The following is an 11426-nucleotide window of genomic DNA, read 5'->3' on the forward strand; positions in this document are numbered from 1 at the left end:
CATTGCAATGAGATGTAATAAATTCCAATGTTGTTTTTATGTGACAGGTATCACATTAGATGCGGCTAAGTTATAACACAAAGACACAAAGACAAGGACTTATGTCACAGTTACATAACTAATTGGACATTGAGTTACGTCATCAAATGTTACAATTTCATAGCTGCTTGGGTCACTTTTCACGTTACGCAATAGTTGGTTATTCAAAGCATGCCCTGATTTGTAGCCATCAAATTTGGCAATAATCTGGTGGCCTAGCAGGTATAAATCACCTACTGCATCCAGAATCTTGTGACGTACAAACTCATCCGAGAAACGCAAACCTTCTTCATTGACCACGCCGGTTTCATCTACACCGATCGCATTTTCCAAGCTTGCACCCAAAGCCAGATTATTGGCTTTCAAGTAGTCAAGGTCTTTCATAAAGCCAAATGTACGCGCTTCACTGACTTCATAAACAAAGGTTTCTGTAGAAAAATCGATGCTGGCAGACTGATGCTCTTTTTTGAAGGCAGGATGATCAAAATCAATAGTGAAATTTAGCTGAAAGCCGTCATGTGGGCTAAAAATTGCCCGTTTATCATCGATCAGGGCTTCAACAGGTTTAATAATTTTAATAAATTTCTTTGGTGCATCTAGTTCTTGCAAGCCGCCCTGCATGAGCAGATAAATGAAAGGTCCGGCACTGCCATCCATAATGGGAACTTCTGAAGCTGACACTTCAATAATCAGGTTATCAATACCTAATCCCGCAATGGCGCTCATCACATGCTCGATCGTACCGACTTTGGCATTTGACTGAACCAGATTTGAACACATGAAGGCTTCCTGGATCAATAGGGCATCCGCAGGAATATCGACAGGTGGCGCCAGATCAATACGACGAAACACAATGCCCCCATCGGCGTGGTGTGGCACAAAGTTAATCATAACCTTCTGCCCACTATGAAGACCGATTCCGCTCGCTTTCACGATACGTTGCAGGGTACGTTGTTTCAACATGCTTTTTATCATCTGTTCACCAATAAAACCGCTATACGTTAGCATATTTGGCCATTGATAAAAAACAAAAGGTGGCTCTAAAGCCACCTTTTCTGTGCAATCATAGTAAACACATGCTGTTACATATTACTTACGCTGTTGATTTTTAAGGTAATCTTGGATGCTCATTGGTGTTGGGCGTGGGCTAGAAACTGAAGCTGCAGGATTAGCTGCTGCACCTGCTTCATTTTGCTGACGCTGAATTGCCGGTACATCATCATCTTCAACTACTGCCGGAGATGATGGACGTGCTGCCTGTACATTCGCGCGTTTAGTTGGCTCAACCGAATCTGCAGCATGGCGAGTCAAACCAGTCGCAATCACCGTTACACTAATTTCATCACGAGCATCCGGATCAAATACTGTACCGTAGAAGACCTGACCTTCGTCCAGATCCACGATCTGGTTTACAACATCAGTAATTTCTTCAATTTCACCGAAGGTTACGTCATCACCGCCAGTCACGTTAATCAGAATACCTTTAGCATTCATGATGGTGACATTATCCAATAATGGGCTGCGAATCGCCTGCTCTGCTGCCTGACGTGCACGGTTTTCACCACGCCCCAAGCCTACACCCATCATGGCATAACCACGCGTACTCATTGCAGTTTTCAGATCGGCGAAGTCAAGGTTAATGTGACCAGGACGTACCACCAGATCAAAGATACTACGTACTGCATTCAACAGTACATCATCCGCTTTTTTATACGCATCCTTCATTGAAATATCACGAAAGACTTTCAATAGACGCTGGTTTGGAATGATGATCAGAGAATCTACGTGCTGTTCTAGCGCTTCAATCCCCTTCTCGGCAGATTGCAAACGGCGTTTACCTTCAAAGTTGAATGGCGTAGTCACGACACCAACAGTCAGGATGCCCATTTCTTTGGCAATTTCAGCAACGACTGGCGCAGCACCGGTACCTGTACCGCCACCCATACCGGCAGTAACGAATACCATATCGGTACCTTCAAGCTGCTGGCGGATCAGTTCACGGCTTTCTTCTGCTGCCGCTTGACCGACCTGTGGATTTGCTCCAGCACCCAGACCACGTGTACTTTGCTCACCCAGCTGAATTTTAAATTCGGCTTCCATGCGATCCAGTGCCTGTTTGTCTGTATTGGCACAGACGAACTTTACGCCCTGGATATCGGACTGCAACATATGCTGTACAGCATTACCACCCGCACCACCTACACCAAATACAGTGAAACGGGCTTGACCATTGCTATCGCTATGATCTTCTTCGAAAAATTCAAATGAGGCCATGACCTATAAAATTCCTAATTCATAATTGGCAGTCACTAAGCCCGTATACTGCCTTAATCTTGATAAAAATTGTTTTTAAGAATGCTGCTCAAGCAGGCACTTGTCAAGTACAAGCCCAATTAACTACAACTTCCCAACAATATTCACAATAAAAATCGCTTAAAAGATCGCTTTTAACGTTTCGTTAAAACCTGACCATGCCCGTTTAATGCGCTGTGTAACTGATAACTTATCCCCGTCTTCAGTTTCAACGAGGGTTTCCTGGGTATCACTCTGGCTAAACATCAGCAAACCAGCCACTGTTGCGTACTGGGAACGACGTAAAGCTGCTTGGTGCTGTTCATCCGCATAGACCTGTACCGGCGGATTGCCCAGATGCGCGGACACACCCAAGGTACGACGTACAAAGCTGACCATACCTTCAATCTGACTGGCATCACCAGTCAGCACCACACCATGATAAAGGCCTTGCATTGCGCCATGGTTCACCAGTTCATCACGCACCAGACCCATGATTTCTTCATAACGTGCCATGATAATTTCAGTCAGTTCAATCCGGCTGATAGTTTGTGGTCCATCAATGCCCTGGAACTGAATCATATGCTCTGGTTTAACCACTTTCAGATCAACACAGCCATAGAGCAATTTCAGACGTTCTGCTTCTTCTGTGGTCGTCTGTAAAACCGCTGCAATATCACGGGTGACATGTTCACCACCACGCTGGATGGTATGGGTTAGCGCCAGACGGCCATCCAGATAAACAGCGACATTGGTGGTTCCCGCACCGATATCCACCAGACACACGCCATATTCTTTTTCATCTTTGAGCAGGCTGGCTTCAGCGGTAGCCAGACAGGACACCACCATTTTCTCCACACCGATATTGGCCCCTTTTAAAGCGCGGTCAATATTCTGCATGGTGCTGATCGGTAACATCATCAAATGATAATGCCCGGTCATGCTATGTGCCGACATACGGATCGGGTTGAGTACCCATTCCGGTGCATCATCCAGCTCGAAGCCTAAAGGTACCGCACTGACCAGATAGTGATCTGAGGTGACATGACTGGCCTTGGCCAGCTCAAGTGCCCGCACCACTTCACTGGTCGTAATTGAATGTTCACTATTATCAATGGTGGTACTACCCGAGGCATAAAAGCTTTTTAATTCAGCACTTGGGATCGAAATCCACGCAGAATGCACACGACATTCAGCCATATCTTCCGCTTCTTGTACGGCGTTTTTAATGGCGGTAATGACTTTATCGAGACTGACAATTTTTCCTTTATTCATGCCTCGGTTACGAGCGGTCGCCATCCCAATCACTTGGATATTGTCTGGCGCGTGTACCTTACCAATCAAAACTGAAACTTTGTGTGTCCCAATGTCAATCGCCACAACCGAGGGAACAGCTTCACTCATTATTAACTACTACCATTACGTGTTTGTTAGATTTATGGCTTTATAAGGCCTCTAGTTTTTAAAGCCGGTCATTATGGCTTTACTGTCACATTATTCTCAACGCCCGTGTCATTAATGGTTACAATAAATTGACCATTTACAATTTTAGGCGGAATTGAATTTTTCCATTGAATCGCCAATCCATTACGATAACGCAGGTCAATCGCTGAAATTTTTGACCATACCGGTTTTAGTTCGCTATAGGACAGATGACTCAAACGTTGCAATTTGCTCATGGTCTGGTCTTTATCGACAATTACACGCAAACCTGAATCAAACTGCATAAACCACGTCATTCGTTCAGTTAAATATAATTCTTTTAAACGAATACCTTGTGGTAAAAATAACTGATTGATTTCATTATAACGTCGCATCATGGTATTTGCATGAGTAGAGGGTCCATGCAGCAACGGTAAAGCTGAATAATCTTTAGAACTGACTTCAGTGAAAATAATGCCACTATCACTCAGCAGTCGTCCTGTACCCCATCGGGCAATAGCATGATGCGGCATTACCCGGACATGAATCTTGTCTGGCCAGGCACGAGATACCACCACACGGTCCACCCAGGACAATTCCAGTGCGCGGTCACGAATCGATTCCAGGTCCGAAGTGAAATAGTTTTCAGTCACAATCGGTGATACGTACTGCATGACCTGACGCTCTTCAGCTGCTGAACGCGTTCCTGCCACTTTCAGCTCTGCTACCTGAGCATCAGTCATCACCTTGTACAGGCCAAAAATCCCAAAAGCCAGCACCACCAGCGCGACACACAACAAGGCCCAACCACCCAGGTTGGTCAGTTTCTCTTTGCGTGTCGGCGGCTTGTCGTGAATTGAGGTAATCGCAGCACGTTTACGGCGCATGGTTGCTGGGAGTTGAGCCATAACTTAGTATGCCGCACCGTTTAATGTTTGTTCCAGAATCGCTACACAGAGCGTATCAAAACTATAGCCAATTGCTGCAGCCGCTTTTGGTACCAGAGAGTGACTGGTCATACCCGGAACTGTATTCACTTCCAGTAACCAGAACTTGCCCTGCTCATCCTGCATTGCATCAATACGGCCCCAACCACTTGCACCCACTGCCTGGAAAGCACGTAGGGCCAAGGCTTGCAATTCTTTCTCTTCAGATTCGCTCAAGCCACATGGAATGCCATATTCCACATCATTACGCTGATATTTAGCTTCATAGTCATAGAAAGCCACATCTTCTGGCGGTTGCAGACGAATGACAGGTAAAGCCTGACCATTCAGAATCACAATGGTAAATTCACGGCCTGTGATCCATTTCTCTGCCATAACCACGGCATCATGTTCAGTCGCTTTGGCAATCGCATCGGCAAAGTCTTCTACTTTTTCAACTTTACTCATGCCAATACTTGAGCCTTCGTGTACAGGCTTAATGATCAGCGGCAAATCTAGAGCAGATACAATTTCTTGAGCATTCGAGTTTTTGGTCACGATCCGGTATGGCGCAGTAGGTAATTCTGAACCCTGCCAAACCTGTTTGGTTTTGACTTTATCCATACCAATGGCAGAACCCTGTACGCCTGTACCGGTATATGGAATATTCAACCATTCCAGCGCGCCCTGAATCTGGCCGTCTTCACCGCCACGGCCATGCAATACCACAAACGCACGATCATAATTTACCAGCTCGGTAACACTACGCTCTTGTGGATCAAACGCTTCTGCATTGATCCCAGAACGCACTAATGCCTCAAGTACGGCGGTTCCACTATCTAGCGAAACCTCACGCTCTGCAGATTTACCACCCAGCAATACGGCAACTTTTCCGAATTTTGAAGCATTTGACACGTTTATATCCTTAAACTTTTTGAATCTGTTCAATTAGTCATAACATGACTATTTTACTTTACATATAAATGATTTTGAGCAAGTTCGATTGAGATTGCTCCAACATTACCTGCGCCTTGGGTTAATAACAAGTCATTTGCTTGCAATACCTTTTTCATCACCTGGCTCAGGTTCCCCTCGACCGGATCAATCAGAATTGGTTCAACTTCCCCACGTAAACGAATACTACGAGCCAATGCACGGCTATCTGCACCTACAATTGGCTTTTCCCCTGCCGGATACACTTCAAGTAAGAGCAGTTGATCGACTTGTGAAAGCACTTCTACGAAGTCATCAAAACAGTCACGGGTACGGCTAAAACGGTGCGGCTGGAACATCATCACCAGACGGCGATCTGGATGGCTGGCACGAGCGGCTTTAATAGTGGCTTCTACTTCTTTTGGATGGTGACCATAGTCATCGACCAGTTTCACATCACCGCCTTCAAGCTCGAATTGGCCTTGTACCTGGAAACGACGACCTACACCACTAAAGCCTTCCAGTGCGCGGCAAATAGCTGCATCGGATACGCCTTCATCTGTCGCAATACCAATTGCAGCCAAGGCATTGAGTACATTGTGCAGACCCGGTTGATTTACAGTAACACGTAGCGGCTCACGATCTTTACGTAATACGGTAAAGTGGCTGCGCATACCTTCTTGTACAACATCGACAGCACGAATGTCATTGTCTTCATTAAAACCATAAGTCAGTAATGGACGACCAATACGCGGCATGATTTCACGGATATTGGCATCATCACCACACACAACCGCCAAACCATAGAATGGCAGTTTTTGCAGGAACTGGATAAAGGTGTCTTTCAAGACATCGAAGCTACCCCCATAAGTATCCATATGGTCAGCATCAATATTGGTTACCACGGCAGCCATTGGTTCTAGATACAGGAATGATGCATCTGACTCATCGGCTTCTGCCACGATATAACGGCTCGCACCCAAAGCGGCATTCACACCAGTACGGTTCAGCAAGCCGCCGATCACATAAGTTGGATCCAGATTTTCTTCTGCTAACATACAAGTGATCAGACTGGTGGTTGTGGTTTTACCGTGAGTGCCTGCAACCGCGATTCCGTGACGGTAGCGCATCAGCTCACCCAGCATTTCTGCACGGCGGACTACCGGTGTACGGGTTTCAAGGGCTGCCTTGATTTCCGGGTTTTCCTTATCAATCGCGGTAGATACCACGATGACATTGGCACCTTTGATGTTGCTGGCTGCATGGCCGATATAGACCTTGATACCATTTTCTTCTAATTGAGCCGTAGTTTTAGAGGCTTTGATGTCTGAACCAGAAACTTTATACCCCTGGTTTTTCAGTACTTCTGCAATCCCACACATCCCTGCACCACCAATCCCTACAAAATGGATATGCTTGATCCGGCGCATTTCCGGGACTTTAATTAATTTCTTTGCTTGGTCTGCTGGGGTTACTGGAGACATAATTTACTCGGATTACAATTCTTGAATTAAACGGACCACATGCTGGGTCGCATCGGGTTGAGCCTGACGGCGTGCTTTTACCGCCATTTCCATCAATACCTGACGGTCAAGCATCGGCTCTAATAAGGTTTTTAAACTGTCTGGCGTCAAGGTGGGCTGTGGGCAGATTTTGGCTGCCTGCTGATTGGCCAGGAATTTGGCATTCGCAGTCTGATGGTCATCAACCGCACTTGGTAGCGGTACAAAAATTGCAGCTACGCCAGCAGTTGCAATTTCAGTAACCGTTAGTGCACCGGCACGGCAAATGACCAGATCGGCATCGCTATAAGCTTGAGCCATATCTTCAATAAAAGGCTGAACTTCAACCTGCAAGGAGGCTGGTTTGTCTGCATAACGTGCGCGCGTTGCTTCAGCATGATTTTGACCACACTGGTGATAAACATTTAACGGCACATTCAACTGTTTCAAGGCTTCCGGCACACGTTCATTTAAGGCTTGTGCCCCAAGTGAACCACCAACAATCAGAATTCGTAACGGCTGGCCAGCTTTTTCCCGCTCCTGATAACGCCAGGACGGATTTAAAATTTCTGTAATTTCTTTACGTACCGGATTCCCAGTGGTCACCACTTTATTTTGTGCCGGAAAAGTATCAGGAAAAGCCTGACATACTATTTTAGCGACCCGTGACAACTGGGTATTGGTAAAACCCGCGACTGCATTCTGCTCGTGAATAATCACAGGAATACCCAAGATCCGCGCTGCCAGACCACCCGGTCCTGCCACATAACCGCCAAAGCCTGCAACAGCTTCGACTTTGAGCTGTTTCATATGCTTCATGGCACTAAGAGTGGCTTTTAGAATTTTAAAGGGGGCCAAGGCTTTACGCACAAAACCATTGCCACGCACACCTTGAATATCGATTTGATAAATTGGAATATTATGGTTTTTTAATAATCGGTTTTCCATGCCTGCTGGTGTTGCCAACCAGGACACTTCGATTCCTTGTTGTTGTAAATCTTTTGCAACGGCTAACGCTGGAAACACATGTCCACCCGTACCTGCGGCCATCATCATGACATGTTTAGGCTGTTTTTGCTGAGCGTCGGTCACGGTCTAATTCTTCAATTTTAAAAATGAAACAGGAGGTCTAATTTAAGTCATCAATTGTAATCACAAACGCTTGCCCTTGAAAGTTTATTTACCTTATTTCAACAAGCGTTTCATTGTTTTTTTCATACTAATTTGAAGTTTAAACTAGTTTTATTATAAGGTCTGCATTTTTCCTTAGACTTAAGTGAAATATCAGCATAATTTTTGAATATTTTTCATTTGATCTTTTTTTAGCTATCCCCTAAATCTATATATTTTTCACTATTTACTGTCCGTTTTTCCATTTAATTCATCCTATTAACTTATGCCTAAATCATATAAATCTGAATAAAATTTTATGTTATCCCTATATCTAAATAAATTTTTTCAAATTGATCTGCATATTCCTTAAATGGATTCAAGCATTATAGATGTCAAAAATATCAATTCGTGACTTATGGATTATTTTAGCCGGTTATCTGGCGGCCATGCATGTCGGTAAACTGTCTGCTGTTATTCCCATTCTGCAACAGGATTTAGGCTTAAGTTTTACACAAACCGGGTTTTCTCTATCTTTAGTGCAAGGGGCTGGGATGCTGTTTGCCCTTTGTATTGGTGCTTTTTCGGAAAAAGTGAGTTTAAAGCGCTGCCTGATTCTGGCGTTAATCATTTTAGGACTGAGCAGTATCGCTGGCCTCTGGATTCAGCATGCCACAGCCTTATATTTCTTCCGCTTTACCGAAAGTATCGGATTTTTAACTATTTCCTTGTGTGCGCTGCAATTGTAAAACGGATCAGCCAGCCTGAAACACTGAATTTTAAAATGGGACTCTGGAGTTCCTATATGGGCGTGGGTGTCAGTCTGGCTGTTTTTATTATTCCTGTTTTACTCGAATACCTGAACTGGCAAAATATTTGGGCCATTCTCGGCAGTCTATGCTTGATTATTGCAGGCATCATTAAACGATATCTACAAATAGATTCAGCAGCATGTGCACCCAACAGGACGACTCAACCAGCACCATCAAATACTTCATTCTGGCAGATTATCATTGGTGGAATCATCCCGACCACTGTTTTTGCTATTACTTTGCAGCATGCCCCACGCGCCAATGCCGTAGCAGCCAGTATGGGTCTGGTTTTACAGCTTTCAGCCTGTGCTCAATTTTTTGGGCCGCCTTTGAGCGCAGCACTGGTTTCGACCACACAGAATTGGGCTTATATCGCGGCAGTTACCGCCAGCCTCTCCATATTAGGAATCTTAATGACCTTGTTTTTATTCAAGCGTTATGCCCAATAAAAAAGAGCCTCGGATGAGGATCTTTTTTATTATTGAAAGCTTAGGCTTGATCCAGACCGGCTTCCAGTACATCAAACAGATCATCTGCAATGGAGGTACCAAACTGGGTATCAATTTCACGGATACAGGTTGGACTGGTGACGTTAATCTCAGTGACATAATTACCAATCACATCCAGACCAACAAATACCAAGCCTTTTTCTCTGAGATAAGGACCCACTTGCGCTGCAATGGCTCTATCATTCTCAGTTAATGGACGCGCTTGACCTAAGCCACCTGCTGCCAGATTGCCACGCACTTCACCATTTTGCGGAATACGGGCCAGACAATATGGTACTGGTTCGCCATTGATCATCAGAATACGCTTATCCCCTTCTACAATTTCAGGAATATAACGCTGTGCCATAATCGGCTGGTTACCATTGTTGGTCAGAACTTCAATGGTTGAGCCGATATTAATACCATCCTGATAGATACGGAAAATTCCGGTGCCGCCCATACCATCCAATGGTTTTACAATCACATCAACATGTTCTTTTAAAAATTCACGGATCAGGCTTTGTTGCGACGTTACCAAAGTCGGAACTTGCAGGTGCGGGAACTGAGTAGCAAACAGCTTTTCATTGCAGTCACGCAGGCTTTGCGGTTTGTTGATAATCCATGCTCCTTCACGTTCTGCCTGTTCCAGAATATAAGTGGTATAGACAAAGTTCATGTCGAATGGCGGATCTTTACGCATCAGCACCACATCATAAGCCGCAATCGATTCTTTTTTCTTTTCACCCAGTTCGTAGTAATGGTTATAGTCTTCAAATACCTGCAAAGGCGAGATCAGACCAAAGGCCTTCCCTTGATCGATATATAAATCTTGCTGTAATGCATAACCGAGTTCATGTCCACGGCGTGCAGCTGCCCATAACATGGCCATGGTTGAATCTTTTTTCAGGTTTACATTTTCGATGGGATCCATCACAACAAGTATGCGCATGTCTGTGTGCTCTTTCTTAAAAATACATTAGCAAGGAGTATAGCCTGTGCAGTTTCTTTTGTTTATGGTGATTTTGCATGACTAATTTTGTATAAATGCTTAAAGACTTTAATCAACAAGAGCATTTATCATGCAGCAGGCAATTGTCGGCTTTCATCTGGATGAAGAAAATCATTGGGTCGCTGAACTGACCTGTGGTCATGGTCAGCATGTGCGGCATGATCCACCTTGGCAAAACCGTCCTTGGGTCATGACCGAACAAGGCCGTAAAGAAAAACTGGGCGTCTTATTGGACTGCAAAAAATGTGAAATACACGAAGATTAATATCTTCTAAATCAAATCAGTATATATACTCACCCTGAGTATTTTATCTTGATATAAAATTGATTAAAAACCTGAATAAAAAATAATAATACCTTGTTTGAAAATGCATCTAATTTTATAATTTAACGATTATTTTTCGAAATCATGGTTCCCAGCATAATAATAAAGGTACTGACCCCACCAATCAGTAAACTCATCAGGGCAATTTCCAAGGTGATTTTATGATGCCAGCTCTGATCAGGAATCCAAGGCAAATGCAAATTTTCCCCAAAGATAAAGTTAATAGTACATATAATCAGAAAACCAATTGTTGTAGAGATTAGTAAAGTCACCACTAGGTTTTTCCACATCTTGTAGCCCACTAGCATGACAATAATGGCTAAACCTACCACCATTATAATCGATACAAATAAAACACTGTTCCAGTAATCCATTCCTAACACTCTTATTTTAAATTAATTAAAATTATGAAATTCTTATAATTAATTACTTAATGTTTATTTTAATATAGACGGATTACAATTTGTAAACAATGATCATAACTATCTTATTCATTTTATTTGTAAAGAGGCTTTATGAGGTTTAATTCATGCTTTAATGAGTTTCTTTTAGGGTGTGTTGACACTTT

General features: G+C 43.8%; 10 protein-coding genes and 1 pseudogene. 2 read left to right on the plus strand and 9 right to left on the minus strand.

Translation table 11 applies throughout. From position 1 onward, the window contains the following. Positions 1 to 99: 99 nt before the first annotated feature. The 7 genes from lpxC to murG all read right to left on the minus strand — a co-directional run bounded on the left by lpxC (position 100) and on the right by murG (position 8206). Complete coding sequence (gene lpxC / locus B3J29_RS13310) at positions 100 to 1002, minus strand: UDP-3-O-acyl-N-acetylglucosamine deacetylase (protein ID WP_034580446.1); 903 nt, start codon at positions 1000 to 1002, stop codon at positions 100 to 102. A gap of 126 nt (positions 1003 to 1128) precedes the next feature. After that, entirely contained in the window at positions 1129 to 2313 is a 1185-nt protein-coding gene (gene ftsZ / locus B3J29_RS13315) for a cell division protein FtsZ (RefSeq protein WP_005232687.1), read from the minus strand. Between the two features lie 159 nt (positions 2314 to 2472). After that, on the minus strand, positions 2473 to 3735 hold the full coding sequence (gene ftsA / locus B3J29_RS13320; RefSeq protein WP_004781486.1) for a cell division protein FtsA: 1263 nt from the start codon (positions 3733 to 3735) through the stop codon (positions 2473 to 2475). A 71-nt stretch (positions 3736 to 3806) separates the two neighbouring features. Continuing rightward, positions 3807 to 4661 (minus strand): cell division protein FtsQ/DivIB, encoded by an 855-nt coding sequence (locus B3J29_RS13325; RefSeq protein WP_005232689.1) that lies wholly within the window; start codon positions 4659 to 4661, stop codon positions 3807 to 3809. Between the two features lie 3 nt (positions 4662 to 4664). Further along, entirely contained in the window at positions 4665 to 5594 is a 930-nt protein-coding gene (locus tag B3J29_RS13330) for a D-alanine--D-alanine ligase (RefSeq protein WP_005232690.1), read from the minus strand. Between the two features lie 53 nt (positions 5595 to 5647). Then, positions 5648 to 7096 (minus strand): UDP-N-acetylmuramate--L-alanine ligase, encoded by a 1449-nt coding sequence (murC, locus tag B3J29_RS13335; protein ID WP_005232692.1) that lies wholly within the window; start codon positions 7094 to 7096, stop codon positions 5648 to 5650. A 12-nt stretch (positions 7097 to 7108) separates the two neighbouring features. Further along, positions 7109 to 8206 carry an undecaprenyldiphospho-muramoylpentapeptide beta-N-acetylglucosaminyltransferase gene (gene murG, locus B3J29_RS13340; protein ID WP_005232694.1) on the minus strand — a complete coding sequence of 366 codons (1098 nt, stop codon included), beginning with the start codon at positions 8204 to 8206 and terminating at the stop codon, positions 7109 to 7111. 410 nt (positions 8207 to 8616) lie between these two features. On the opposite strand from murG, the pseudogene B3J29_RS13345 reads away from it, so the two are divergent. Continuing rightward, a pseudogene (locus B3J29_RS13345) lies at positions 8617 to 9485 on the plus strand (MFS transporter). Between the two features lie 40 nt (positions 9486 to 9525). Here B3J29_RS13345 and gshB read toward each other — a convergent pair. Beyond that, positions 9526 to 10473 (minus strand): glutathione synthase, encoded by a 948-nt coding sequence (gene gshB / locus B3J29_RS13350; RefSeq protein WP_005232700.1) that lies wholly within the window; start codon positions 10471 to 10473, stop codon positions 9526 to 9528. Positions 10474 to 10603: 130 nt separating this feature from the next. On the opposite strand from gshB, the gene B3J29_RS13355 reads away from it, so the two are divergent. Further along, the gene (locus B3J29_RS13355) at positions 10604 to 10798 is read left to right on the plus strand and encodes a DUF3565 domain-containing protein (RefSeq protein WP_005232702.1); all 195 of its coding nucleotides are present in this window, start codon (positions 10604 to 10606) and stop codon (positions 10796 to 10798) included. A gap of 122 nt (positions 10799 to 10920) precedes the next feature. On the opposite strand, the gene B3J29_RS13360 is transcribed toward B3J29_RS13355, so the two are convergent. Then, positions 10921 to 11232, minus strand: a complete 312-nt coding sequence (locus B3J29_RS13360; RefSeq protein ID WP_004781472.1) for a hypothetical protein — start codon at positions 11230 to 11232, stop codon at positions 10921 to 10923. Between the last annotated feature and the right edge of the window lie 194 nt (positions 11233 to 11426).

The organism is Acinetobacter sp. UBA5984 (genome assembly GCF_002429925.1).
GTDB lineage: Bacteria > Pseudomonadota > Gammaproteobacteria > Pseudomonadales > Moraxellaceae > Acinetobacter > Acinetobacter variabilis.

What these genes read in the sequence shown, in the direction of transcription:
- B3J29_RS13360 (WP_004781472.1), bottom strand. Translation starts at nt 11,232, where the DNA reads ATGGATTACTGGAACAGTGTTTTATTTGTATCGATTATAATGGTGGTA.
- B3J29_RS13325 (WP_005232689.1), bottom strand. Translation starts at nt 4,661, where the DNA reads ATGGCTCAACTCCCAGCAACCATGCGCCGTAAACGTGCTGCGATTACC.
- B3J29_RS13355 (WP_005232702.1), top strand. Translation starts at nt 10,604, where the DNA reads ATGCAGCAGGCAATTGTCGGCTTTCATCTGGATGAAGAAAATCATTGG.
- lpxC (WP_034580446.1), bottom strand. Translation starts at nt 1,002, where the DNA reads ATGTTGAAACAACGTACCCTGCAACGTATCGTGAAAGCGAGCGGAATC.
- ftsA (WP_004781486.1), bottom strand. Translation starts at nt 3,735, where the DNA reads ATGAGTGAAGCTGTTCCCTCGGTTGTGGCGATTGACATTGGGACACAC.
- murC (WP_005232692.1), bottom strand. Translation starts at nt 7,096, where the DNA reads ATGTCTCCAGTAACCCCAGCAGACCAAGCAAAGAAATTAATTAAAGTC.
- ftsZ (WP_005232687.1), bottom strand. Translation starts at nt 2,313, where the DNA reads ATGGCCTCATTTGAATTTTTCGAAGAAGATCATAGCGATAGCAATGGT.
- gshB (WP_005232700.1), bottom strand. Translation starts at nt 10,473, where the DNA reads ATGCGCATACTTGTTGTGATGGATCCCATCGAAAATGTAAACCTGAAA.